The sequence below is a fragment of the Arcobacter cryaerophilus gv. crypticus genome (genome assembly GCF_002993025.1).
In the GTDB taxonomy this organism is placed as follows: Bacteria; Campylobacterota; Campylobacteria; order Campylobacterales; family Arcobacteraceae; genus Aliarcobacter; species Aliarcobacter cryaerophilus_B.
Genome location: NZ_NXGI01000012.1, coordinates 197860 through 222409, shown reverse-complemented (window position 1 = coordinate 222409; position 24550 = coordinate 197860). Strand labels below are relative to the sequence as shown.

Here is a 24550-nt window from a genome sequence, read left to right as displayed (position 1 = left end):
TTCAATGGAACTGTTTCTAAAAATATTAGAACAATTGATTGAATCTACTCAAATTGTCAAGAGAAATAAAGATTTAGAACAAATCATACTAATGCTCAGGCTTTACACTAAAAAACAGTTAGGTTTTATGTGCGAAAGTTGAGTTATTTATATATTCATGTTCTTTCCAATCAGTTTCTTTAATATATTTCTCGTATTCATCAATATTAATCATATTTATCCCATCTAAATTTTATAAATTCATATAAAAGTAAATTATAATGTAGTATATGTTTTATTTGATAATATTTTACTATAATATTTTTCCATATTTACATTAACTAATTATTATAAAATCAAATTTAAATTTTATGATTAATGGAGTCTAACCAATCTGCCCACCATTGCATTAATATTCTTTTTTCATCTAGATATTTAAATTTACTTTGTCTATTATATGCTGCCTTAACAGAATTTTGTTCACTATGAGCTAAACAAGATTCAATTACATCACTATTAATTTTATGTTCATTTCTTAATTCATGAGCATTAGTTGAAAACATTGCTCTAAAACCATGTGAAGTATGCCTATCTTTATATCCCATTCTATGTAAAGCATGATTTAGTGTATTTTCTGAAATAGGTTTTGAAGTAGATGATGCAGATGGAAAAATATATTTTGAATTTTTATATTTATAAATATTTTTTAATAAAAGTATTACTTGTCTTGATAATGGTAATACAAAATCTATTTTCATTTTCATTTTATCAGCTGGTATTATTAATAATTCTTGTTCAAAATCTATTTCATCCCATTCTAAAAATCTAATATTATAAGGTCTTAGAGCAACGTATGGGGAAATTTTTAAAGCATTTATTGTAGATAAATCAGAAAAAAATGTTTCTCCATAATTATTTATATCAATTAATAGTTGTTTAATCTCATTTTTTTTAGTAATAGCAGGAATATTTTTCTTTTGTTGTTTTTTTAATGCGTTACTTTTATCAATATCTGAAATAATATTGTGTTCTATATATTCATTTGTTATTGCATATTTATACATTCTTTGAATATTATTTAAAAGTCTATTTGCATATTCTGTTGCATTTCGTTTTTCCATTTGTTCTATTAATTTTAAAATATCTCTTCTTGTTATTTGTTTGATATCTTTTGAACCAATAAAAGGAAAAGCATTATTTTCAAAGTTAGATTTAATTTTTTTAAAATTTGACTCTGACCAACCATCTTTCATATTAAGAAGCCATTTTTCTGCTATGTGTTTAAATGTATTATCTATTTGAAAGTTTGATTTTTTTGATTCAATAGGGTTTATCCCTTTTTTTATATTTTGAAGAGCTTTCTCTCTTATATCTCTAGCATCTTTTAAAGATACATCAGGATAAATGCCAAAAGACATAGAATATCTTTTATCTAAAAATTTAAAATCAAATTGCCACATCTTTGTTCCAGTTTCTCTAATAATAAGAAATAAACCATTTCCATCAGATAATTTATTTTTTCTTTGAATATTTGGATTAGATTTCTTAAGAATTTCAAATTCTTCTTTTGATGTATATTTTGATTTTTTTATTTCAGTATCTGTTAGAGGTTTTGCAATTCTTGACATTTTAACGGTACCAACTATAATTTTTATTTTAGTACCGTCAATAGTACCGTAAAAATATTTAGATTACAATGAATACATAGATATATATTGGAGTTATAATTTTAGATTTATTCGATTTTATCGAGGTTTTTAATATGTATTGGATAGTGTTGGAGTATAAGCTGGTGGGTCGTGAAGGACTCGAACCTTCGACCACTCGGTTATGAGCCGAGTGCTCTAACCAGCTGAGCTAACGACCCAGTGGCGGACAGTGAGGGATTTGAACCCTCGGTACCGTTACCAGTACGTCTCCTTAGCAGGGAGGTGGTTTCAGCCAACTCACCCAACTGTCCGTTTCTAATTTTAAGTTCATAAAATCAGGACGGGAATTATAAGAGAAAATCTCTTAAAACCCCCTTAACGATTTACTATTTTTATATATTTTTTAATATTTTCTCTACTATATCTTTTGGATTTGCATTTTTATATATAGGACGACCTACAACAATAAAATCTACTAAGTTTTCTTTTGAAAAGTTTATATCAGCAACTCTTTTTTGATCTCCACTATCTTCTCCAAAAGGACGAATACCAGGACATAGTGTTATAAATTCATTATTTGTATTATTTTTTATATCAATACTTTCAAAAGCTGAGCAAACAACACCATCTAGTCCAGCTTCAAATGTATCTTTTGCAAACTCTCTAGCTTTTGTATCTATATCTTTTCCATAAATTTCTTTAAAACTACTATTTTCAAATGAAGTAAGAGCAGTAACAGCTAAAACCAAAGGTCTATTTGGAATATTTTTTATTCGTTCCATCACTGTTTGCATTGCAAATTTTCCTGCACTTGCATGAACATTAAACATATCAACAAGCCCAAAGTTTGAAATATCTTCTGCTGCATCTGCCATTGTATTTGGAATATCATATAGTTTAAGATCTAAAAAGATTTTAAAGTTTGGATTTATGGCTTTTAAATCTTCTAAGAACTTTTTACCATCTCTTAGATATGTTCTAAATCCAACTTTTAACCAAATATCAAAATCTTTGATTTCTTCAACTAAAGCAAGATTTTCTGCACTACTTTCTAAATCCAAAGATACACAAAGTTTCATATTTGTTTTCATAAATTTGACCTTTACTTCTCTATTTTTATTTGGTCTAAAATTGCATTTATAAACTTTGGAGCACCATCACTTGCTAGCTTTTTGCTAAGCTCTATTGCTTCATTTATAACTATTGCTCTTGATAAGTTCTCAAATAATATCTCATATATTGCAAGTCTTAATATTGATTTTTCAACACTTCCAACATCTTGGATAGTTCCTTGAGTAAGATGATTTACTATTTGTTCATCAATTTTTGAAATATTTTTTATAGTTCCATTAAATATATTTAAAGCAAACTCTTTTTGGCTATTTCTTATCTTTTTTTCTTCTAAAATATCATCAACAAATTTTGCAATCTCAACATTTCCTAAATCATATGCATATAAAAGTCCAATTACAGACTCTCTTGCTTGTGTTCTTGTTGCCAAATTATTTTTCCATTTCGCTATATAAATCTAGCATTTCTATTATTGTAACCATAGCTTCAGCACCTTTGTTACCAACTTTTGAACCAGCTCTCTCAATTGCTTGCTCAATTGTGTCTGTTGTTAAAACACCATTTGATACAGGTTTTCCGTATTTTAAAGCAACTGTTGCTATTCCTTTTGTTGCTTCTGCGCTAATATAGTCAAAATGAGGAGTAGCTCCTCTTATAACTGCTCCAACACAACAAACTGCATCGTATTTTCCACTTGATAGTGCTTTTTCAAGAGCAAATGGAATTTCAAATGCACCTGGTACTAAAATCAAATCTAAATTTTCTTCATTTCCACCATGTCTTTTGAATGAATCTTTTGCACCTTCTACTAATCTATCAGTTATTATGTGGTTAAATCTTCCATTTATTATGGCTACTTTTTCGTTTCCTTTTAGCCTTAAAGAACCTTCTATTAATCTCATTTTACACTCCAAAATCTTTAAAAATAGCTTTTATTATACAAAAATAGTGCTTAATTTTTAAAAACAATATATTATTAATTATTTATAAGAGATTTTTGGTTATTTAGTTTGTTTAAAAAAGATATAGGTTTAGTAAAAGTATTATAAATAAGATAAGAGTAAAAACTCTTATCTTATTAAATTAGCAAGAGTACATTGTTTTAAATTCAAATGGTGTAGGTCTTGCTTCATAAGGCCAAACTTGAGTTGAAAATTTGTAGTGTTGATAAGTATCTATCATTTTTTTAGTAAATACAGGTCTTAAAAACTCATTGTATCTAATTAGTGCCTCTAGCGAACCTCTTAAAGTGTGAGGCATTTGAGGAATATCTCTATCTCTTATCTCATCTAAAGTAAGTTCATATAAATCATCATCCATAGGACCAATTGGTTCATATTTATTTTTTATTCCATCAAGTCCAGCCATTAACATAGCTGAAAATGCTAAATATGGACAAGCTGTTGAATCTGGAAATCTCATTTCAACTCTTGTTGCTTTTTCTCCAGCTCCATAAGGAATTCTACAAGAAGCACTTCTATTTTGTGATGAATAAGTTAAAATTGAAGGTGCTTCAAATCCTGGAATTAATCTTTTATAAGAGTTTGTTGATGGGTTTGTAAATGCAGCTAGTGCTCGTGCATGTTTAAAAATACCACCAATATACCATCTTGCAATATCACTTAAATTTCCATATTCACCTTGTTTGTAAAATAGGTTTTTACCATCTTTCCAGATACTTTGGTGAACATGCATTCCACTTCCATTGTCTCCATAAAGAGGTTTTGGCATAAATGTTGCAGATTTTCCATTTAAGTGAGCTACCATTTTAATAACATATTTTAGTTTTTGAACATTATCACTAGCCTCAATTAAATCACTAAAAACTATTCCAATTTCATGTTGACCTTGAGCTACTTCGTGGTGACCTAATGTTACTTCAAGACCAACTTGCTCTAAAACTTGCATCATTTCAGCTCTTAAATCAACACCATTATCAATAGGAGCTACAGGGAAATATCCACCTTTAAGTCTAGCTCTATGACCTATATTTCCACCTTCATAGTTTTTTGCATCATTCCACTCTCCATCTTCACAATCAACTCTAAAATAAGATTCATTTACGCTATCTATAATTTTAACATCATCAAAAATAAAGAATTCATTTTCAGGACCAAAATATGCAACATCACCAATATTTGCCTCTGCTAAATAATCTACTGCTTTTTTTGCAATCGATCTTGGACATTTTTCATACATTTGGTTTTCATAAATATCATAAACATCACAAATTACAATTACTGTACTGTCAGCTGTAAATGGGTCTAAAAATGCAGTTGGAACATCTGGTTTTAAAATCATATCTGATTTATGAATTGGCTGCCAAGCATCAATAGATGAACCATCAAAAGGCATTCCATTTGCTAGTAAATCTTTGTTTACAGCTTTAATATTATAAGTTACATGATGCCATGTTCCTTTTAAATCAGTAAATCTAAAATCTACAAATTTCACTTCATTTTCACTACAAAACTTAAAAAACTCTTCTATATTATTTACAAATTTTCCCATTTTTTAACTCCAAAAATTTTAAGTCGCCATTTTATCTAAAACTCGATTAAACTCATCTCTTTTTTATAAAAAGTAGCACATTTTGTGTATCCAACCTCTTTTGCTAAAGAACTGATTTCACTGTATCCAAAACCAACATGCTCAATACTATGAGCATCTGAACCAAATGTAATATTAATTCCTAAAGAAAAAGCCTCTTCTAAAAGCTGTTTTGATGGATAAGCTTCTGCTATTGGTTTTCGCAAGCCCGCTGGATTTAATTCCAAAATCATATTTGATTTTTTTATCTGTTTTAAGGCATTTTTTGCGATTAATCTAATATCTTTTTTTGGTAAAAATTTAAAAACTTTTATTAAATCCAAATGCCCAACTATTTGAAAATAGTTCGTTTTTGCCATTTGAGAGATTGCATCAAAGTAATCTTCCCAAATTTTATCTATATCAACACTTTTATAAACACCTATAAATTCAGGATTATCAAATCCCCACATTTCGTTTTTATTTTGTAAAAAGTGCACTGAACCTATTAAATAATCAACATTTGCATTTAAAATCTCATCAAGCATAAAACCATTTAAAAAATCAACTTCATAGGCTAATAAAACTTTGATTTTATCTTTGTATTTCTCTTTTGCTTCATTTACCCAAGATTCATACAAAGCTTTTTCTTCAAGTTTCATTCTATATTTTGGATCAAAATTCATAGGTGCATGGCATGCAAATCCATACTCATCAACTCCTAGCTCTATTGCTCTTTGTACATACCCTTCAACAGTTCCAGTTGCGTGGTTACAAAGTGTTGTGTGATTGTGCAGATCTACTCTTGTTTTTTTACTCATGATAAAATCCCAGCACCATCTATTTTTTGGCTTCTATCTTTTGCATAAATTCTTTGATTATCTTTTAAATCGTATTTCCAAATTGGAGCATTTTTCTTAAAATCTTCAACAAACTCATCTATTAACTCTAAAGCAACTCTTCTTTTTGGGCTACAAACACCAGAAATGTATGAGCTTTCGTGATTTTTTACATCACCAAGGCTGTGAGCTAGAAAAACTATTGCATTTTTAGTTTTTGCTTTTTCTTGCCAAGATTCAAACCATTTTTTTAAAATTGGTTCATAAATATCAAAAGATAGTCCATCTATACCGTCTTCATCTCTTACTACACCAACAAAAGTTATAAAAGCACCATAATTTAAGTTCTTATACTTTTCATACCAAGAGTTGTGAATTTTTTCTATCTCTAAGCTTCCTTTGTGAAGCTGTAAATCTTGTTTAAACATAATCAACCACCACAAACAGGAGGAAGTAAACTTACTTTATCTCCACTTTTTAATTCAACATCTTTTGAGCTAACTAAACAATCATTTATAGCAACTGCACAAGTTTCAAGCCAAGAAGATACTTTTTCATCATTTTTTAAAATATCTGATAACTCTTTTAAATTTTTAATATCTAAATTAATATCTTCTTTATTTATTGGACCTAAAAATTCTATTTTCACCATTTTAATACCTTCTAATTATTTTTATACTATTATATCAGCTTTAATTTTAAAGACTAAAGGCAACAATTTTATGATATTTTCAAAAATTGATTTTATAAACTTATTACCTTTTCACATTTATATCAAAAAAAATATAAAATCAAATCAACTTAAATCAAGTATTGAGTACAAAAAATCATATCCATCAAAAATTACAAATAGTTTTAAAAAAAGAAAAACTCACAGTGCTTTTATCTCTTCAATTGGCTCAAGAAATGAAAATTTTTTGGATTTTGGAATAATTGCAAGAGATTATGTAGATTCTGTTTTAATCTTACCAAATAGAAAAAATAAAGATGATTTTCAATCAAAAACTTCAAATGCACTAGCAAAAGTTTTAAAACTAGATGGAGAAGTAATTATTGGAGATAAAGCCTTGAAGTTTTACCATGATAACAGAGGTGAAGATTTTATAGATTTAGCAAAACAGTGGCAAAATAAGTACAATCTTCCTTTTGTATTTGCAGTTTTATGCTACAACAAATATGAAAATAGATTAAAAAAACTCACAAAAAATTTTGATAAAAAAAAGATAAAAATTCCACAGTATATTTTAGAACAATACTCAAAAAGAAGTGGTATTTCAAAGAAAAATATCTTGGATTATCTTACAAAAATTGATTATGATCTTGGGTATAAAGAGAAACGAGCTTTAAAACTATTTTTAAAACTTACAAAAGAAAAAGGAATAATTTGAGTATATTTGATGCAATTTGGTTAGGAATTATAGAAGGAATTACTGAGTTTATACCAGTATCTTCTACAGGACATTTAATAGTTTTAAGTGAGTTTTTGGGAATTGAACAAAACAATGTAAATAAGGCTTTTGAAATAATCATTCAATTTGCTGCAATCATGGCTTTGGTTTTTATCTATCCATCTAAATTTACATTTAAACATATAAATTTATGGATAAAAATTGCTATTGCATTTTTGCCTATTGGAGTTGTTGGATTTATCTTTTCAAGCCAAATAAAAGCTATGTTTAGTATTGAGATTGTAGCTTGGATGTTTATTATTGGTGGAGTTATATTTTTAATTGTTGAGAAGTTTTATGATGAGAATAAAAAACATATATCAAATGTTGAAGATGTGAGCTTCAAACAAGCTTTATTTATTGGTATTGCTCAAGTTGCTGCACTAATACCAGGTACTAGCCGTGCGGGTGCTAGTATAATTGGAGCTATGCTTGTAGGATTTAATAGAAAAGCAAGTGCTGAGTTCTCTTTTTTACTTGCTGTTCCTGTTATGTGTGCTACAACTTTTTATGATGTTTACAAACACCATGCCCAAATACTTCAAGATGGAAATTTTATAAACCTAGCAGTTGGTTTTACAACATCTTTTGTTGTTGCTTATTTGGTAATCAAACTATTTTTGAAGTTTTTAGATAAATTTACTTTTGTAGCTTTTGGGATTTACAGAATTGTTTTTGGGGTTTTAATACTAATGATATTTTAATTATTTAAAATATCATCTACGATTTTTTCTACAGCATTTGGTTTAATAAACTCTTTTAAACCAGTGCTAATTTTTTCTATATTGCTATTTAAACAATCAAAAAAGTAGTTTTCATCTAGCTCATCTTCACTTTGCAAAAAACATAAGTTTTTTTCAAACAAAGCTTTTGCATTGTAGTATTGATGATTTTGAGCTGCATATTTAAATGGTATAAAAAAAGTTGGAAGATTGTTTGCACAAAGCTCAAAAAGTGTTGAAGCACCAGCTCGGCTTACACAAAAATCAGCTTCATTCATTTTTTGTAAAATATCTTTTGTAAAATCAAAAACATCTACATCAAGTCTTAGTTTTTCATACTCACTTTTTACTCTTAAAAAGTCATTTTTCCCAGCTTGATGAACTATTTTTATACCCATTTCATTTAGTTTTGGTGCAACTTTTAAAGCAAAGTTATTAATTGCAACTGCTCCTTGAGAACCACCAAAAAATGCAAGAGTTTTAATCTCTTTTCTCACTCTTGCATTTTTGAAAAACTTAATATCAACTGGATAATCTTTTATTGGTGAAAAGTCATGAAAAGATGAGTAAGCTTTTTTTGTATATTTTAAAGTTTGTTTATTTAAAGCCCCAATTTTTGAGTTTTGTTCATGTAAAAAAAGATTACAATCTTTTTTAAATATAGTTGCAATTGATGCACTAGCAGCACTAAACCCACCAACAGAAATAACTGTTTTAACTCCATACTTTTTTAAAATCTTAAGACAAAAAATAGCTTTATAAAATATATTTAAAAGAGAAAAAATCTTAGATATTCCTCTTTTGTTTACAACTCCACTTGTATTTAAAAATATTTTCTCTTTTAATCTCTCATCATTTTCAAACCAAAACTTATCTTGCCCATAGCTTGAACCTATAAAAACAACTTCAAAACCTCTTTTTTTAAACTCAGATATAAAAACATCAGCAATTTTTAGATGTCCGCCTGTTCCTCCACCTGTTATTACAACAACTTTACTCATCTAATAATTATCCTTTGAGGTTTTTCTTTTATAATACTTTTTTGTGGTTCATATTTTTTTACAGTTCTACTAATTGAAAGAACTAATCCTATTGCAAATGAGCTTGTAACCAAAGATGAACCACCATATGATAAAAATGGAACAGCAATCCCTTTTATAGGAATAATTCCTGAAATTCCTGCACCATTTATTAAAAATGCAACAATAATCATAAGAGCAATTCCTGTTGTAAAAAGATGAAATATTTTACTATCAACTTTTCTACTAATTGCTAAAATTCTTAATATAATCAACATTAAAATCGTAGTTATAAGAAATGTTCCAAGCCAACCTATCTCTTCTGTTATACCAGCAATAACGAAGTCAGTGTGAACTTCACTTAAAAAACCAACTTTTAAATCTCCAAAAGAGATACCTTGTCCAAAAAATCCTCCATTGTGAATTGCGTTTAAAGAGTGTGATACTTGATATGGTTCTGGTAAGTTTTTTATTCTTAAGTACTGCTCAAACGTTCCTGGAAGAACTGATAAAATACCATCTTGAACCATAGACCACCAAGAGTGAATTCTGTTTATTCTATGCGGTGCTGCTGCTATTAGAACTATCATACCTACAATTGCTATAATAATTAATGCAAAGATTATTTTTAAGGATCTATTTGCGAATATAATTAATGTAAGCATAATAGAAGTTAATAATGCAACTTGTCCTAAATCTTTTTGTAAAACAGCAATTAAAAAAACAATAAAAATAAATACTAAAAAGTAAGGAGAAAGTAGTAATAAATCCCCAAAGAGACCTTTCTTTGGTTGATGAATAACTTTTCTAAAAAATGACCAAGATAAAAAATATATAAAACCTATTTTAAATATCTCAACTGGAGACAAAGATATCCCAGGAAGCCTAATCCATCTATTTGCACCACCTGAAGCAGTAACCAAAGAAGCTGGTAAAAAAGGCATTATAACCATTAGAAAAAGTCCAACACCAAATAGTGTCATTCCTGTTCTATGCATTATTTTATTTGGATTTAATCTTGCCATCCACGACATTAGGAATATACAAAATATCCCAACCAAACCTTGTCTTAAAATATAGTGAAACTGCCCATAACCTAAAAACTCAACAGTATAAATAGTAAGCGAATATGAAAAAACTATGCTCACAATAATAAGCATAGAAACCAAAATAAACAAAAAGTAATCTGGTTCTCTTAGGTTTTCGCCTGTAGTTAATAATTTAATCTTATTTTTGATATAATCCATACTTTATTATATAACATTATGGATAAAGATGTCTTCAAAAAAATGCAAATAGATTATAAACTTTTAGAAATTAAACAAAAAACAAAGAAAATCTTAATTTTGCTTTTACTACTTTCTTTTGGAATTTTTATCGTACTTTTTTCTATATATAGAACTATTCATGAAAAAAGAACACTTCCTACTTTAACTGGTGAAAAGAGTGAATTAGCTGTTCGTGGAAATATTATTAGTGAAGATGGCTTTAATTTAGTTAGCTCTAAAAAAATATATAAAGCATCTGTTGATACAAGGTATTTAAACCCAGATAAAAAAGAGCTTTTTATGATACTTTTTTCTATTTATAGTGGAATAGATTATAAAACTTTGAGTGAAAAATTTAAAGAAGTAGATAAAAATCCTGGACTTTTAGTACTTTCATATAATATAGATTCAAGAGCTGCAAAAAACTTGCGAGAGCTTGATATAAAACTAAATCAATTAAATGTTTTTATACCACGAAAAGGTGGAAGTTTAAGTTTAATTAGAAGATTAGAAGTTAGTGAAAGTGGAGAAAAAAGAACATTTTCATACGATGATGCTTTAACTCCTGTTTTAGGTTATATCAAAAAAATGGAGTCACAAACAGGTAAAACAAAAGTTGATGGAGTAAAAGGGCTAGAAAAGTCTTATGATCAAAAGCTAAATGAGGCAAAAGATGGTATATTGAAGGGTTATAGAGATGTAATATCATATATATATTTTGATAAAAATTCAATAATGGAACATAGAATTGATGGTTATAGTCTAAATCTAAATATTCCTTTGAAACTTCAAAAAAACAATGAAACAACATTAGATAATCATAAAATAAGAACAAAAGCAGATGAAATTTTACTTACAATCATGGAAAGCCGTACTGGAAAAATAATTTCAATGGCTAGTTCAAATAGATTTAATCCTGAAAATATAAAACAAAGTGATATTCCATATCTAAATGTAAATGCTATTGAGTATCAATTTGAGCCAGGTTCTGTTGTGAAACCTTTGTCAATATCTTTGGCTTTGGATAAAGGTGTTGTAAGAAAAAATGAGTATTTTTCAGCTTATAATCAAACTCATGCAAAAGGTGCTTTTCCTTTTGGAAAATTTACAATAAAAGATGACCATGCTTTTCCAAAAGGAAACCTTTCTATAGACGATATTGTAATATTTTCTTCAAACATAGGAACTCTTCAAATTGCACAAAGATTGACAGGACCAGAGTTTTATGAAGGTATGAAAAAGTTTGGATTTACAAGAAAAACAGGAATAGATTTACCTTATGAAAAAAGAGGTGTTATGCCAAAGCTTTGGCAATTTTCTGTTGGGGACAAACAAAAAAGACCAAATATTTATAAAGCAACAGTATCTTTTGGTCAAGGTATGACTTCTACTTTTATTCAATTAATAAAAGCATATAGTGTGTTTAATAACGATGGAGCTATGGTTACACCACAAATAGTCTCTTACTTAACTAGAAACAGTAATAAATATCAATCTCCATTTTTTCACGAACCAGAGCAGGTTATTTCAAAGGAAACAGCAGCTGAGATGAAAAGAATGCTTATAAAAACTGTTCAAGAAGGAACAGGAAGAAGTGCAAGAATAGAAGGACTTGAAATTGGTGGAAAAACAGGAACAGCTCAAATAGCAGGTGGAACTGGGTATTTGAAAAAATATATATCATCTTTTGTAGGTTTTGTAAATGATGATAAAGGAAATTCATATACTATTGGAGTTACAGTAATAAATCCAAATCCAATAAGACCGCACTATTATGCAGCACAATCAGCAGTTCCAGTTTTTAAAGAGATAATTCAAAATCTTATAAAACTAAACTACTTATCCCCAAAAGAGGATATAAATTTAGAAAATTAAAAAAAAGGATATTTATGAGTACAAATAGATTTGGAAAAGAGTTAAAAGAGTATAACTATACAAAAGAGGAACTTGCAAAATTTAATTATGCAAAAATCAGTACAAAAAATGGAGAGATTTTAATAAAACTTTTCAACCAAGAAACACCAAATACAGTTGCAAATTTTGTAACTTTGGCAAATGATGGATTTTATGATGGATTAAATTTTCATAGAGTAATAACTGGTTTTATGGCTCAAGGTGGATGTCCTGAAAAATCAGGTATGGGTGGACCTGATTGGGCTATAAAATGTGAAGTTGATGCTTCTAAACAAAATCATAAAAGAGGAAGCCTTTCAATGGCACATGCAGGAAGAGATACAGGTGGTAGTCAATTTTTTATATGTTTTGTACCTTGCCCTCATTTAGATGGTAACCACACTGTTTTTGGAGAAATTGAAGTTATTCAAAATAGTAGTTTCAAAACTTTAGATGCTATAAAACAAGGTGATGAGATAATCAAAATTGAGATTTTAGAAACTATATAATAGTTACAATTTAAAAAAGGTGAGTTTTAAGCTCACCCTTTTTTAATCTTTTATTAGATGTTCATATTTTTTATCTGTTAAAAGTTTCATAAAAGCTACCAAAGCATCAATTTTTCTATCATTTTGAGCATTTGCTTTTAACTCTTTTAGTGAAATTGTATCTTTAAACTCAGGTTCATCCCAAGGTTTTTTTGTTTCAGGGTTTAAAGCTCTATCTTTATTGTTGTACTTATCATAAAATTCAACAACTGTTTTTAAATCTTTAAATACCCCATTATGCATATATGGAGCAGTCACTGCAATATTTCTTAGAGTTGGAGTTTTGTATTTACCCAAATTTTCATCTTTGATTTTAATATTTGGATTTGCTGCTAAACCTAAATCTTTTTCATTTACACCATTTTTAACTCTTAATTCTTTATTTACAGGAACGCCAATATTGTGAAACTCGTAGTTTGTAAATGTTTCACCTGTTTTTCCTTCTCCTTTTAAAACATGACACGTGGCACACGAGTTGTTGTTATTTGAGAAAAATATCGACATTCCTAAATCTTCAAGAGGAGTTAAATCATATTCTCCTTTTAAATATCTATCATATTTTGAATCAAATGGTGAAAATTCATCTGTTCTTTCAAAACTAGCAATTGCTTTTGTCATTGCTAGATAAGCATTTTCATCATTTTTAAAAATATCTTTTCCAAATAGAGATTTAAAACTCTCTACATAAAAACTATTCTCTTTTAATCTATCGACTACCTCTTTTTTACTTTCCATTCCCATTTCAATAGGATTTAGTGGTGGACCACCAGCTTGTCCTTCTAAAGAAGCCTCTCTTCCATCCCAAAATTGACCACCTACATAAAATCCTTTTTTTGCATTAAAATGAAAATCTGGAGAAAATTTTGCATAAGAAGCTGTAGGAGCTTGACGGTCACCTAAAGATTTTAAATCATCACCTAAAGATGCCATTTTTGAAACACTATTATCTCTATCATCTATAAAGCCAACTTGTGGGTTGTGACAAGTTGCACAACTTTGAGTTCTATTTTTTGATAAATTAACATCAAAAAAAAGTGCTTTTCCTAAATCCTCTTTTGAAATACTATTTGCTAGTAAGTTTGTTCCTAAAAATATTGCTATTAAAACTAATTTTTTCATAAAATCCTCCTTTTTTTAATAAATTTATAAATGGTCTAAAATATAAATCTTTTATACTTATATATTCACTCATCTGATTTTTTCTAAGTCCAAATTTTAGAACTTTTACATCTTTTGAAAGACTTAGTGTTCCAAATACTCTATCCCAAATTGCAATATAGCCACCATAGTTTTTATTAAAATGTTTTTTATCATGATGAATTTGATGTTGTTTTGGAGATAAAAACCATTTTTCTATAAATGAAAAATATGAAAATGGAATATGCGAGTGTCTTAAATTTGAGCCAAAAATTGAAGAAATAAAGACTAAAGCATTTACTCCAAAAATCATATAGATATTTATTTTTGCACCAAATAAATATATAAAAATTCCTGTTACAAAACCAACACTAAGAGCATATCTAAGTCCAAAAAGAAAATTTTCAACAAAATGAACTCTATAAAATGTAATAGGAGTTAAAACTTTTGCACTATGATGAACTTTATGAAACTCCCATAAAAATGGAATTGTATGTAAAAATCTATGTAACCAATATCTTGTAAAATCACTAAAAATAAAAATAGCTATTGTATAAAATATTGTAATTTGAAAATATGAAAAAGAGTTAAACTCTATAAATCCAAGATTTTGATGTAAAAATTTATTTGTAAAAAGTGCCACATTTTTTGCACTTAAAATCAAAGGAACAATTAAAAAAATATTTACTAAATTTGCTAAAAAGAAGTAAATATAATCAAGTTTTGCACTAGGATGTAGCCACAATTTTGAAGATAGTATAACTCTTGTATTTTTCTTTGAAAAATAGTAGTAAACAAAAGCCAACAAAATTGAAGCCAACAAATAGAGCCAATAGACTCTTTTGTTTGGATTTGTTAAAAAATCAAAGGCAAAATATTCCAAGATTTAATCTCCATCTGCATCTAATATTTCAGCTTTAAGTCCCAATTTATCAATAATTGTAATATAGTATAAATCATGAATTTGTGAAGCTAAATCAAAAAGTTTTTTTGCATTTGCAAAATCATCTTTAGGAAGATTTTTTAACTCTTTTTTTGCTTCATCTATTTTTGAAATAACAGCTTCTAAATCATTTGTTGCATTTTTATCTTTTGCTAAATTAAGAAGATTTATATAACCTTCATTTGAAATCATCTCTTTTTGAGCATCTAAAATTGAATCTATAGCTTCAAAAGATTTTTGGCTTAAAAAATACTCTGCTCTATTATTTTTTGCATCATTTTTATATTTTGTTGAAAATCCAGCTGCATTTCCAATTCTCCACTCTTTTAATCTATAAGAAGATGCAACAAGTGTGTTTATAAGCTTTGCATTATCATCCTCTTTTATTATTGGATTTTTTAAATAAGTTTCATAAACAGTTTTTATATCTTCAAGATTTTTTATAATTGAGTTTAAAATCTCTTTTCCTATCTCTTTTTTTCTATCATTTAAATCTTTTGAAGAGTAAAGTACATATTCCAAAGCATTTATAGTTTTAAATGAGTTTTTAAATAGTGCTTTTTTTACATCTGAATTTCCATCTATAACTCTTTGCATTTGAGAATTTAAATCCTCTTTTAAGTTGTTAAAAACATCAATATATCGTGGAGTATCCAAATAATCACTATTTATCTCACCAGCTAAATAGTTTGCTTCAACTCTTTTCCAATCTCTTAAAAACTTTGTAAAGTTTTCATCATTTATCTCTTTTTGCAGTTTTTTTGCACTATTTATAGCACTTTGTGTATCTTTTAGTGCTACATTTTTTATAACACTTTGAAAAATTGTTTCATTTGCAAAAATTACTCCTGTTAAAAATAAAAATATTAAAAATATCTTTTTCATTATAACTCCTCTAAAAATTTAATTAGTTTTTCTCTTTGGTTTTTATCTAAATTCATATATGCTTCACGGCTTTGTTTTGCCTCTCCTCCATGCCATAAAATAGCTTCTTTAAAATTTCTAGCTCTTCCATCATGAAGAAGTCTAGGTTTGTTTTTTGTTATTTTTTCATGCAAAGAAATTCCCCATAGTGGTGCCGTTCTCCACTCTTTTTCATTTGCTTCAAATTCAACTCTTCCATCTGCTAAATCTTCACCCATATCATGAAGTAAAAAGTCGGAAAATGGCGAAATTTCAAAACCTAATTTTGTCTTAAAGCTACTTATATGACACTTTGAGCAACTAAGATTTTCAAAAATATCAAAACCTTCTTTATATACTTTTGTATTTTTATTTGCACTATAAGTTTTTAGATTGCTTAAATAATAAGTTATTGCTTCTAATCTTTCATCTGGAAGATCAATTATATCTCTTGCTTTTGGAGCTTCTAAGCACTCTTTTTGAAAACTTGTGCATTTTTTGTTTGGTTCAATTGTTGTTGTAATTCCTATATCATTTGAAGCTGCAAATGCAACTTGCTCTTTTAGTTTTGCAACACTAGCTTTGTGAGTATATTTTCCTAGCTCATATTTTTTTGAAATTGCAGAATATACAAAATTTGCTTTTCCGCTTATTCCATCACCATTTTTATCATCAATATCTAGGTTTTTTAAAATCTCTTTTTCATCTATTAAATCTATCAAAGCCATACCATTTAAACTTTGTGCTAGTCTATATGAAACTACACTATTTTTTTTGAGTTCTCCATAATTTAGATTTTCTAAACTATATTTTGGTTTTTGTAAAATAACAGTTTCACCATCTGGGAATTTAACTTCAATATCTTCAAAATTTATTTTAATATTTCCTTCAAAAGGAACTCCAAAATTTCCATTAATAGCTAATTGTTCTCCATAAATTGACTCTGGAATAAATCCTTTTTTCTTTAAAATCTCTTTGTCTTGAAAACTATCATCTGGTTTTGTTGACAATCTTGCAATTAAAGCTCTTGATGTGAAATTATCTTTAGTAAAAAGCTCACCACGACCATTGTTTGGGTGACAAGAGATACAACTATTTGCATTAAATAGTGGTCCTAAACCATCTCGTGCAGTTGTAACACTAGGAGCTTTTACCCAAGGAATATTAAAAAAGCTTCTTCCTAACATAAAAATATCAGTTTGTTCATTATTTAAACCATCAATTTGTTTTAAAAGTAGTTTGCTATTTTTATCACTTGATATATAGTTACTTTCAAGATTAAATGCAAAAAGCCCCATGCAAAATATTGCAGTAAGGCTTTTTAAAAATATAATCTTTTTTATAAATTTCATTTACAGTTTTGTCTCTTCAGGATCAGTAACATCATCTGTTGTAAGTTTAATATTATTTGCTTTTGCAACAGTTATCATCTCATCACCTAGTTTTCTTAGTTCATTTTTAAGTTTTACTAAAACTTTTGCTTGTGAATGTTCTGGTTTTATTTGGTAGTCAAAGTGAGCTTGCGTTTTTGCAATTTTATCTACACTTTCTATTTTTTCTTCAATATCACTCATAAGTTTTAAAACTCTAGCTTTATCATCTTTGCTTAATGAATCAAGTAAAGATTCTCCATATTTTTTACCATTGTATGTTGAAGTTAAAATATTTTTAAACCCTTCATAGTTTTTTACTAAATCTCTATGAGTATTGTCTGAAAAACAAGAGTGTTCGTCTTCTTCACTAGGAGTTAAAACTGCAACTGCTAATCTCTCATTTGCAAGTTCTGATTTTATAAATACTCCCATTCCTGCAATAATTTGTTGCATTGTTACTTTTTTGTCTAAGTTTTTATTTTTTTCTTTACCTTTTAATTTTCCTAAAAGAGCAGCTCTATAAAGTCCAGCATTACCTTTAATATCTTTTTCCCAAGCACTTGTTACAACACTTAAATCTTCAACTAATTTTTGTGTAACAACACTTAAATACTCTAATCTTCTTTTTGAATCTTTGTCTGTCGTAAAATCACTAAGTGGTCTTAAACCAGCCTGCATTGCACCATTTGTAATTTTATCTTCTAAAAAATTGTTATAATCTTGGTCTTGTCCCCAAAGCAAAAATTCAATAGCATGGTAACCAGTTGAAACATTTGCTTCTCCACCATTTTCATTAAGTTCTGTTAAAGCTTCAACTGTAATTTTTGTTACATCAACTTCTTTTGATTCTTCACCACCTGGATTAAACTTTCCAATAGTATCAATAATATTTCCAGATGTTCTTTTTCCATCTGCATCAATAGTATAATCAATCATATTTTCATCAAGTGGCCAAGCATTAATTTGACCCTCTAAAGCACCATAAGTTTCTGCAATCCATCCATCTTCAGCATCAATTGGACCATTTGTAAGTCTAAAAATCTCTGTACTTCCATAAGACTCTCTTGATTGTAACCAAGCTTTTTTTGCACTATCAAGATTTTCTTGACTTGGATTTGCAACAAATTTATCAATAGAAATTTTTAAATTCTTTGCATCTTTTAGTGCATCTGTATAGTTGTCAAATGCTATATTTGCATAGCTTTCAAGAAATGTTAAATTTTTTGAAACACTAGAGTTTACCTCATTTTTTGAAGTAGCAGCCCCTGAACTTATAGCTAAAGCAGCCGCAATTGATAAAGAAACTAAAAGTTTATTTGTAAATCTCATTTTAAAATCCTCGTAATATTAAATTTTTTTAAAATTAAATCTAAAAAAAACTTTGAGTTTACTTAAAATGATAATAATTATCAAGATATTAAAAAAGAGATTTAATTCCTTTTAAAAGTTCAATTTTTTGTGCATCATCCTCTTTTTTTAGATATTTATCTAATTTTTTTTCTAAAATATTTTTTATTAAATCTTGTACATCTACACTTATTTTTGGCTTATTTAAATCATCTTCAAGTTTTACAGAAAATATATTTTTATTTAGATTTACATCTAGTTTTGTGTCTATTATATTTTTATTAAAATCTATAAAACTATCCTTTGATTTAATATCACTTTTTTTAGATGTTAAATTAAGATTTGAATATATTTTTTTGTTATCTATTTTGCTATTTATAGTCCCTGTTTCAAATATCTCTTTGCTTAAATCTATTTTTGTAAGATCTTCTATTTTTTGTACAAAGTTATTTTTTATAAAATTACCATTTTTAACTTCAATATTTATATTTCCAACCTTTGAGACAATATTATAATTTGAATCTAAAGATAAATTTGAGTTAAAAAATTCATCTTTATTTAAAAGATATAAAAGTTTTAAAGAGTTCGCATTTTTTAACTTTAAATCTAAATTATCATCTAAAAGTACAAAGTTTGCAACACCATCAGCAATATTTGAATTTCCATCTATTTTTAGAGTTTTTTGATTTTTGTTTATGTTACCAATTACTTTTAAATCTCCATTTAATGCAATATTTATAAACTCTTCAATTTGTCTTAAATTTAAGATATTTAAAATATAGTTAGAGCTTATATCTTTTGTAACTAAATCAATAATCAAATTTTCCATATCTAAATTTGCTAAACTTGAAATTAGTTTTATATCACTTAAAACTTTTGTATTTTCTAGTTTATTTAAGCTTTTTAACTCATAAGTTATGTTCTGTTTTATAGGAAAATTAAACTCTTTTTGAACTATTTCATTGTTTATCTTTCCATAATTTATATCAAATGAAAAATCACCATTAAATAAATCACTACTATTTTTTATGAGTTTTGTTTTTAAATTTAGTTTTCCAAAGCTATAAATAGGTTCGTTTAAAAGTGCTAAAAGTTCATCTATATTTGCATTTTTGATATCCAAATCTAAACTTTTTATGTAAGATTTATCTAAATTTATCTCATATTTTGTTGAGCTATTTGCTATATTTGAATTTCCTATTATTGTGCTTAATCCATCTTTTGTAATTAAATCCCCATTTGCTTCTAAAGAACCTTTTAACTCTTTTTGTGCAAGATTATTAAAAATCGATAAATCTTTTATATCTATTTTATAGACAAACTCTCCTTTTAAATCAATCAAAGAGCTAACTTTTCCATCTATTTTTATTTTAGAACTATCATTTATATTTGCAACTAAATTTATCTCATTTGTATTTATTATAAAAGTATCAAATTTTAGTTTGAAATCATTTTGTTTTTCATTAAAACTATTTTCAATATATTTAGAAACAATGCTGTTTCCACTTTTTGTAAAAAAAAGCATATAAAATATCCCAAAGATAGATATAACTAAAATAAATATAATTAATAGAAATTTTTTCATAAATCACTTCCCAAAGTTTAAATTGCTTTATCTTACTTTTAGTTTACTTAAAATATAATCCGAACCATCAAAGTACTTTGTAGGGATACGCAAGCCGAACAGACTTTGAAAATATTTATAAGGATTTAAGATGAAAAAAATCGTTCTTTTAGTACTAGCTTTCGCTGGTTTTGCATTTGCTGCAGATGCTGCAGTTGCAAATGAGACTTTAAAAGCATACTCTGTAGTTGCTGCTGGAATTGGACTTGGATTAGCTGCTCTTGGTGGAGCTATCGGTATGGGTAATACTGCTGCTGCAACTATTGCAGGAACTGCTAGAAACCCAGGTCTTGGTGGAAAATTAATGACTACAATGTTTATTGCACTAGCTATGATTGAAGCACAAGTTATTTATGCACTTGTTATTGCTATGATCGCACTTTATGCAAATCCATTTTTAGGGTAAGCTTTTAAATCTAACCAGATTTAATAAAAACCAAAAGGCTTGAGATTTTTATCTCAAGCCTTTTTTTATTTGTAATAAAAACCATCATCTGGTAACTTTCCTCCAATTATTTTACTATCATTTTCAAGTAATACATTAAAGAAAAACTCCAAATCTTTTTTACTATTTTGAGCATTTATATTTTCAAATTGAATATAATCAATTGAATCAGCTAAACCATTAATTTCTAGCATCGGTAGTGTTTTAACTACAAGTTCACTAGCCTCTTTTTGATTTGTTTTATACCATTTTATAGCTTTTTCATACTCTTCTAAGATTTTAGAAATCAACTCCTCTTTTCCTTTTGTTTCACCAATTATTGCTAATCCTGCTTGTGGAATTTTTGCTTCAACTTCAAATAATCTTCCCCACTCTTCTTGTATATTAACACTTCTATACAAATCAGGAGATATTAATTTAACAGGAAAAGAGCCTGTTTTTCGTAAGGCAATAGAAATTGCAGGTTCAGCTAAAAGTGCATGGTCTGCTCTTCTTAAAATCAACATCTGCATCGCATCAATAGGTGTTGCAACATAGGTTAATTTAAAATCTTTTTTTATATCAAGATTTGCTTTTTTTATAAGTGCTTGAAAAATAATATCAGGCATATCAGCTCTAAATGGAACAATAATTTCCTTATTTTTAAACTCTTCTATAGTTTTTAAATTTTTATCTCTACTTACAAGTCCCAAAATTCCCCAAGTTGAAACATTTAAAAGCTTTAAATCAACACCTTTATTATATAAATTTGCAGCTACATTTGTAGGAAGTGCTATAAAATCAACCTCTTTTTTAAGTATTAAGGCTCTTAGCTCATCAGGATTATTCCAAAGTTTAAACTCTATTTTTTTCCCAATATTTTTTAGAACATTTTGTTCTATCATATATAATATTGGGTGTGATACACTTGCTATTGGTCCTGCTATTACTATTGTATTTTCATCTTTTGCAAATAAATTTACTAAAAGAGTAAATATTAAAAATATTTTTTTCATAAATAAATCCTTATTATTTTTTATTATCTTTTAACCTTTTATACCATCAGCTCGAACTTGTAGCAAAAATGGGAAAAATATTTTCATATATATTATAAAAGGAATTGCCCAAATAATTGAAGATAGAATATATAAAGTCATACTATATTCAATATAAAATGGAATAAAAGCTCTCATAAATGTTGCAATAATTATTAAAATTAGACCCAAAGTTAAAGCCCAATTTGTAAAAATCTTTCTTCCTGTGTGAATCGTTGATACTATAATCATAATTACATAAAAAACCATTCCAAAGCTTCCTGTTGTTAAAAAATGTCTAAAGTGATTTGTGATATTTAACTCAAAAAGGTAGTTAAAACCTAAAAAGAAAAATCCAATAGCAGTTATAGAAATTGTAGAGATTATGTATAAAACAAAAGGTTTAAATAAAATATTGTTTTCTTTTAAAACAAAATCATTTAAAAGAGCAAAAGTAGCTGAACCACAAGCAAAACAAATATAAGCTAAAGTTGAATTATTTGGAAAAAAGAGTTCAACAAAACCATATAAAAGTAGACAAAAAATAGCAAGATTGTATCTAAAAGATTTTGCTAAAAATATTTCACTTATATTTTCTTGATTTAATAACTCATTTATTGACTCCATACTAACTCTTCTTAAAGCCAATAAAATTAAAACCAAAAATAAAATCATAGACAAAAGAAGAATTTTGTATGAATCTATTTTTAAAACTTCTGCTTCACTTAAAAAAAAGATAGTTTGAATAATAACTATTGAAACCATAGAGTATGCAAGAGAAGTATGTCTTTTGTTTCTATCACGAAAAGCTGGAATTGCTGCAAGATATGAGATATAAGCTGTTAGACCAATATTTATAAATCCTGTAAAAAATATTCCAAAATAGTCAATAAACCAAAAGCTAAATCTTCCTAAAACCCACAAAGCAACTATAAAAGCTAAATGTCTTCCAACTATTGGAACAACTCCAGGAAAAAGTTCAGGTAAACCAGTTAGAAAAAATGCCACTATCATAGCAGTTCCAACTCCAAAAATCATCTCATAAATGTGCCAATTTAGACTGTTTTCAATGGGTAAGTTTATGTAACCTGCGAAAATAAAAGCCCATAAAATAATACTCAATACAATATATGGAGCAAGAAGAAGGAAAATAGGGCGAAAACCATATGCCAAATAGATTGGAAAATCACCTTTTGGATAGTTTAAATAGTGAGAACTGCTCATCTTAACTCCAATTCAAAGCTAGAGATAATATCTTTATCTTTTAAAATCTCTGCGGTTTTACTATATACAAATTCATCATCTCTTTTTTCTCTTGGTTCGTTTATAGTAAATATTTTTTTGATATGACCAATTGGCTGTGCTTTTAAAACAACTATTTTATCACTTAGTTTTATAGCTTCCATCAAATCGTGAGTAATAAAAAGTACACTTAATTTTTTATTTTCTATATTTTCTATCAATAAATTTTGAAGCTCTTTTTTAAGACCAATATCTAAAGCCGAAAAAGGTTCATCTAAAAAAAGTAAACTAGGATTTACAACCAAAGCTCTAGCAAATGATACTCTTTGTTTCATTCCACCACTTAAATCTTTTGGAAATTTAGAAAAATCACTCTCTTGTAATCCAAATAAAATTGCAATATCTTTTGCTTTTTGTTCTGCTATTTTTGTTTTTTCACATTTTGCTTTAAGAACTAAAGCAATATTGTCAATCACATTTTTCCAAGGCAAAAGCCGTGGTTCTTGAAAAGCAAAAGTAGATGATAAAAAACTATTTTTTATCTTTCCAGTATCAAGTTTTAAAAGTTTTGAACAAAGATGAAGTAGGGTAGTTTTCCCACCACCACTAGGTCCAACTATAGATACCACTTCCCCTTTTTTTAAAGTAAAATTTATATCTTTTAAAATCTCTTTAAAACCAAAAGAAAAATTAACATTTTCTACTATAAGTTCCTCTATAACTTCTTTATTAGCTATTTTCTCCATAGTTCAAGCTCCTTTTTAATAGGTTCTAAAACTATATATTCTATCAAAAGAAGTGTTCCTATCATAATAGCAACAATCGCTAAAGCAGTTGAAGTTTCAAGCTGACTTCTTGCTATTGCTAAACTTGAACCTAATCCATCACTTGTTGCTAATAGTTCTGCCATTATTACTATTTTCCAAGACATTCCTAATGCACTTATATATGCTGGAAAAATATATGAAAAAATATGAGGAAAATAGATATCAAAAAGTTTCATAAAAAATGGTAATTTAAAACTATCTGCCATCTGCTTTAAATCACCTTCAATAGTCCTAGTTCCTTGTAAAGCACCTACAAAAACAATAGGAAAAGATGCAATAAATACTGTAAAAATAACTGTTGTGTCACCCATACCAAACCAAATCATGGCTAGAACTATCCAAGCAATTGGTGGCATTCCAAAAAGAATTGTGACTATTGGACGGCTCATAATAGATGCAGTTACAAAAAGTCCTGCAAGAAGTCCTAAAATAGAGCCAATCAAAATTGCTAAACCAAAACCACTTAATGCTCTTTTTAGAGTTATCATAATCTCATTTTGCATTGAGCTATCCTGCAGTATAGAACTCATTGCTATAAATGTATCTTTTGGACTAGGAAGAATTAAATCTCCATAAATTTGGTGTCCAAAATCCCAAAAAGCAAAAAATAGAAATATTGAAGCAATAGACGCCCATCCTCCCCAAAGATAAGAGGGAAAATCTCTTAAGATTTTAATAAAAAATTTCATTTTCTTTCCATAATTTAAGATAATTAGAATTGTATTATAAAA

General features: G+C 27.7%; 25 protein-coding genes and 2 tRNA genes. 5 read left to right on the top strand and 22 right to left on the bottom strand.

The features are described from left to right. Nucleotides 1–341: 341 nt before the first annotated feature. From CJ670_RS07045 to CJ670_RS07000, 10 genes are all read right to left on the bottom strand, one after another. The gene (locus CJ670_RS07045; RefSeq protein ID WP_105939424.1) at nucleotides 342–1607 is read right to left on the bottom strand and encodes a tyrosine-type recombinase/integrase; all 1266 of its coding nucleotides are present in this window, start codon (nucleotides 1605–1607) and stop codon (nucleotides 342–344) included. A 162-nt stretch (nucleotides 1608–1769) separates the two neighbouring features. Beyond that, a tRNA-Ile gene (locus tag CJ670_RS07040) sits at nucleotides 1770–1846 on the bottom strand. A 2-nt stretch (nucleotides 1847–1848) separates the two neighbouring features. Then, nucleotides 1849–1939 (bottom strand) — tRNA-Ser (locus tag CJ670_RS07035). Between the two features lie 81 nt (nucleotides 1940–2020). Further along, on the bottom strand, nucleotides 2021–2719 hold the full coding sequence (pyrF, locus tag CJ670_RS07030; protein ID WP_105939423.1) for an orotidine-5'-phosphate decarboxylase: 699 nt from the start codon (nucleotides 2717–2719) through the stop codon (nucleotides 2021–2023). Between the two features lie 11 nt (nucleotides 2720–2730). Next, complete coding sequence (gene nusB / locus CJ670_RS07025; protein WP_105939422.1) at nucleotides 2731–3129, bottom strand: transcription antitermination factor NusB; 399 nt, start codon at nucleotides 3127–3129, stop codon at nucleotides 2731–2733. Between the two features lies 1 nt (nucleotide 3130). Then, nucleotides 3131–3601, bottom strand: coding sequence for a 6,7-dimethyl-8-ribityllumazine synthase (ribH, locus tag CJ670_RS07020; protein ID WP_105911165.1), 471 nt, complete (start codon nucleotides 3599–3601; stop codon nucleotides 3131–3133). 181 nt (nucleotides 3602–3782) lie between these two features. After that, complete coding sequence (glnA, locus tag CJ670_RS07015; protein WP_105939421.1) at nucleotides 3783–5210, bottom strand: type I glutamate--ammonia ligase; 1428 nt, start codon at nucleotides 5208–5210, stop codon at nucleotides 3783–3785. A 35-nt stretch (nucleotides 5211–5245) separates the two neighbouring features. After that, nucleotides 5246–6049: a histidinol-phosphatase HisJ gene (gene hisJ, locus CJ670_RS07010; RefSeq protein WP_105939420.1), complete on the bottom strand. Its 804-nt coding sequence runs from the start codon at nucleotides 6047–6049 to the stop codon at nucleotides 5246–5248. Then, nucleotides 6046–6495 carry a molybdopterin synthase catalytic subunit gene (locus CJ670_RS07005; RefSeq protein ID WP_105939419.1) on the bottom strand — a complete coding sequence of 150 codons (450 nt, stop codon included), beginning with the start codon at nucleotides 6493–6495 and terminating at the stop codon, nucleotides 6046–6048. The genes hisJ and CJ670_RS07005 overlap by 4 nt, the downstream gene beginning before the upstream one ends. A 2-nt stretch (nucleotides 6496–6497) precedes the next feature. Continuing rightward, complete coding sequence (locus tag CJ670_RS07000) at nucleotides 6498–6719, bottom strand: MoaD/ThiS family protein (protein WP_105939418.1); 222 nt, start codon at nucleotides 6717–6719, stop codon at nucleotides 6498–6500. A 70-nt stretch (nucleotides 6720–6789) separates the two neighbouring features. Here CJ670_RS07000 and CJ670_RS06995 point away from each other — a divergent pair, with 70 nt between their 5' ends. Then, nucleotides 6790–7455: an MqnA/MqnD/SBP family protein gene (locus tag CJ670_RS06995; RefSeq protein WP_105939417.1), complete on the top strand. Its 666-nt coding sequence runs from the start codon at nucleotides 6790–6792 to the stop codon at nucleotides 7453–7455. After that, entirely contained in the window at nucleotides 7452–8219 is a 768-nt protein-coding gene (locus tag CJ670_RS06990) for an undecaprenyl-diphosphate phosphatase (protein ID WP_105939416.1), read from the top strand. The genes CJ670_RS06995 and CJ670_RS06990 overlap by 4 nt, the downstream gene beginning before the upstream one ends. Here the strand turns inward: CJ670_RS06990 and CJ670_RS06985 are convergent. Beyond that, entirely contained in the window at nucleotides 8216–9238 is a 1023-nt protein-coding gene (locus CJ670_RS06985; protein WP_105939415.1) for a UDP-N-acetylglucosamine--N-acetylmuramyl-(pentapeptide) pyrophosphoryl-undecaprenol N-acetylglucosamine transferase, read from the bottom strand. The genes CJ670_RS06990 and CJ670_RS06985 overlap by 4 nt on opposite strands. After that, nucleotides 9235–10503: an FtsW/RodA/SpoVE family cell cycle protein gene (locus CJ670_RS06980; protein ID WP_105939414.1), complete on the bottom strand. Its 1269-nt coding sequence runs from the start codon at nucleotides 10501–10503 to the stop codon at nucleotides 9235–9237. The genes CJ670_RS06985 and CJ670_RS06980 overlap by 4 nt, the downstream gene beginning before the upstream one ends. A gap of 42 nt (nucleotides 10504–10545) precedes the next feature. Between CJ670_RS06980 and CJ670_RS06975 the strand changes: the two genes are divergently transcribed. Beyond that, on the top strand, nucleotides 10546–12399 hold the full coding sequence (locus tag CJ670_RS06975; protein WP_105911155.1) for a peptidoglycan D,D-transpeptidase FtsI family protein: 1854 nt from the start codon (nucleotides 10546–10548) through the stop codon (nucleotides 12397–12399). Nucleotides 12400–12413: 14 nt separating this feature from the next. Continuing rightward, nucleotides 12414–12926, top strand: coding sequence for a peptidylprolyl isomerase (locus tag CJ670_RS06970; RefSeq protein ID WP_105939413.1), 513 nt, complete (start codon nucleotides 12414–12416; stop codon nucleotides 12924–12926). A 42-nt stretch (nucleotides 12927–12968) separates the two neighbouring features. Here CJ670_RS06970 and CJ670_RS06965 read toward each other — a convergent pair whose 3' ends face one another. The 6 genes from CJ670_RS06965 to CJ670_RS06940 form a co-directional block, all read right to left on the bottom strand. Further along, a complete protein-coding gene (locus tag CJ670_RS06965; protein WP_105939412.1) occupies nucleotides 12969–14084 on the bottom strand; it encodes a cytochrome-c peroxidase in 1116 nt (371 codons plus the stop codon). Continuing rightward, nucleotides 14029–14985, bottom strand: coding sequence for a sterol desaturase family protein (locus CJ670_RS06960; protein WP_228154221.1), 957 nt, complete (start codon nucleotides 14983–14985; stop codon nucleotides 14029–14031). The genes CJ670_RS06965 and CJ670_RS06960 overlap by 56 nt, the downstream gene beginning before the upstream one ends. Before the next feature lie 3 nt (nucleotides 14986–14988). After that, nucleotides 14989–15930: an imelysin family protein gene (locus CJ670_RS06955; RefSeq protein ID WP_105939410.1), complete on the bottom strand. Its 942-nt coding sequence runs from the start codon at nucleotides 15928–15930 to the stop codon at nucleotides 14989–14991. Beyond that, a complete protein-coding gene (locus CJ670_RS06950; RefSeq protein ID WP_228154220.1) occupies nucleotides 15930–17300 on the bottom strand; it encodes a di-heme oxidoredictase family protein in 1371 nt (456 codons plus the stop codon). Before CJ670_RS06950 ends, CJ670_RS06955 begins: the two co-directional genes overlap by 1 nt. Further along, nucleotides 17301–18650 (bottom strand): imelysin family protein, encoded by a 1350-nt coding sequence (locus CJ670_RS06945; protein WP_105939409.1) that lies wholly within the window; start codon nucleotides 18648–18650, stop codon nucleotides 17301–17303. A gap of 88 nt (nucleotides 18651–18738) precedes the next feature. After that, nucleotides 18739–20193: a hypothetical protein gene (locus tag CJ670_RS06940; RefSeq protein ID WP_133161064.1), complete on the bottom strand. Its 1455-nt coding sequence runs from the start codon at nucleotides 20191–20193 to the stop codon at nucleotides 18739–18741. A 190-nt stretch (nucleotides 20194–20383) separates the two neighbouring features. Here CJ670_RS06940 and CJ670_RS06935 point away from each other — a divergent pair, with 190 nt between their 5' ends. Beyond that, nucleotides 20384–20698 (top strand): F0F1 ATP synthase subunit C, encoded by a 315-nt coding sequence (locus tag CJ670_RS06935; RefSeq protein WP_066156262.1) that lies wholly within the window; start codon nucleotides 20384–20386, stop codon nucleotides 20696–20698. Nucleotides 20699–20763: 65 nt separating this feature from the next. Here CJ670_RS06935 and CJ670_RS06930 read toward each other — a convergent pair whose 3' ends face one another. Genes CJ670_RS06930 through CJ670_RS06915 form a run of 4 tightly spaced genes read right to left on the bottom strand, consistent with a single transcriptional unit; the run spans nucleotide 20764 to nucleotide 24508 of the window. Further along, nucleotides 20764–21732, bottom strand: a complete 969-nt coding sequence (locus CJ670_RS06930) for an ABC transporter substrate-binding protein (RefSeq protein WP_105939407.1) — start codon at nucleotides 21730–21732, stop codon at nucleotides 20764–20766. 30 nt (nucleotides 21733–21762) lie between these two features. Next, entirely contained in the window at nucleotides 21763–22974 is a 1212-nt protein-coding gene (locus tag CJ670_RS06925; protein ID WP_105939406.1) for an NnrS family protein, read from the bottom strand. Further along, entirely contained in the window at nucleotides 22971–23738 is a 768-nt protein-coding gene (locus tag CJ670_RS06920) for an ABC transporter ATP-binding protein (RefSeq protein ID WP_105939405.1), read from the bottom strand. The genes CJ670_RS06925 and CJ670_RS06920 overlap by 4 nt, the downstream gene beginning before the upstream one ends. Continuing rightward, a complete protein-coding gene (locus CJ670_RS06915; RefSeq protein WP_105939404.1) occupies nucleotides 23726–24508 on the bottom strand; it encodes an ABC transporter permease in 783 nt (260 codons plus the stop codon). The genes CJ670_RS06920 and CJ670_RS06915 overlap by 13 nt, the downstream gene beginning before the upstream one ends. Between the last annotated feature and the right edge of the window lie 42 nt (nucleotides 24509–24550).

Bases quoted from the DNA above. Each gene is read 5' to 3' on its own strand.
- CJ670_RS06980 (WP_105939414.1), bottom strand. From the start codon at position 10,503: ATGGATTATATCAAAAATAAGATTAAATTATTAACTACAGGCGAAAAC.
- CJ670_RS06965 (WP_105939412.1), bottom strand. From the start codon at position 14,084: ATGAAAAAATTAGTTTTAATAGCAATATTTTTAGGAACAAACTTACTA.
- CJ670_RS06985 (WP_105939415.1), bottom strand. From the start codon at position 9,238: ATGAGTAAAGTTGTTGTAATAACAGGTGGAGGAACAGGCGGACATCTA.
- hisJ (WP_105939420.1), bottom strand. From the start codon at position 6,049: ATGAGTAAAAAAACAAGAGTAGATCTGCACAATCACACAACACTTTGT.
- pyrF (WP_105939423.1), bottom strand. From the start codon at position 2,719: ATGAAAACAAATATGAAACTTTGTGTATCTTTGGATTTAGAAAGTAGT.
- CJ670_RS07045 (WP_105939424.1), bottom strand. From the start codon at position 1,607: ATGTCAAGAATTGCAAAACCTCTAACAGATACTGAAATAAAAAAATCA.
- CJ670_RS06915 (WP_105939404.1), bottom strand. From the start codon at position 24,508: ATGAAATTTTTTATTAAAATCTTAAGAGATTTTCCCTCTTATCTTTGG.
- CJ670_RS06940 (WP_133161064.1), bottom strand. From the start codon at position 20,193: ATGCTTTTTTTTACAAAAAGTGGAAACAGCATTGTTTCTAAATATATT.
- glnA (WP_105939421.1), bottom strand. From the start codon at position 5,210: ATGGGAAAATTTGTAAATAATATAGAAGAGTTTTTTAAGTTTTGTAGT.
- CJ670_RS06955 (WP_105939410.1), bottom strand. From the start codon at position 15,930: ATGAAAAAGATATTTTTAATATTTTTATTTTTAACAGGAGTAATTTTT.
- CJ670_RS06950 (WP_228154220.1), bottom strand. From the start codon at position 17,300: ATGAAATTTATAAAAAAGATTATATTTTTAAAAAGCCTTACTGCAATA.
- CJ670_RS07005 (WP_105939419.1), bottom strand. From the start codon at position 6,495: ATGTTTAAACAAGATTTACAGCTTCACAAAGGAAGCTTAGAGATAGAA.
- ribH (WP_105911165.1), bottom strand. From the start codon at position 3,601: ATGAGATTAATAGAAGGTTCTTTAAGGCTAAAAGGAAACGAAAAAGTA.
- CJ670_RS06970 (WP_105939413.1), top strand. From the start codon at position 12,414: ATGAGTACAAATAGATTTGGAAAAGAGTTAAAAGAGTATAACTATACA.
- CJ670_RS06995 (WP_105939417.1), top strand. From the start codon at position 6,790: ATGATATTTTCAAAAATTGATTTTATAAACTTATTACCTTTTCACATT.
- CJ670_RS06920 (WP_105939405.1), bottom strand. From the start codon at position 23,738: ATGGAGAAAATAGCTAATAAAGAAGTTATAGAGGAACTTATAGTAGAA.
- CJ670_RS06945 (WP_105939409.1), bottom strand. From the start codon at position 18,650: ATGAGATTTACAAATAAACTTTTAGTTTCTTTATCAATTGCGGCTGCT.
- CJ670_RS06975 (WP_105911155.1), top strand. From the start codon at position 10,546: ATGCAAATAGATTATAAACTTTTAGAAATTAAACAAAAAACAAAGAAA.
- CJ670_RS07000 (WP_105939418.1), bottom strand. From the start codon at position 6,719: ATGGTGAAAATAGAATTTTTAGGTCCAATAAATAAAGAAGATATTAAT.
- CJ670_RS06925 (WP_105939406.1), bottom strand. From the start codon at position 22,974: ATGAGCAGTTCTCACTATTTAAACTATCCAAAAGGTGATTTTCCAATC.
- CJ670_RS06935 (WP_066156262.1), top strand. From the start codon at position 20,384: ATGAAAAAAATCGTTCTTTTAGTACTAGCTTTCGCTGGTTTTGCATTT.
- CJ670_RS06930 (WP_105939407.1), bottom strand. From the start codon at position 21,732: ATGAAAAAAATATTTTTAATATTTACTCTTTTAGTAAATTTATTTGCA.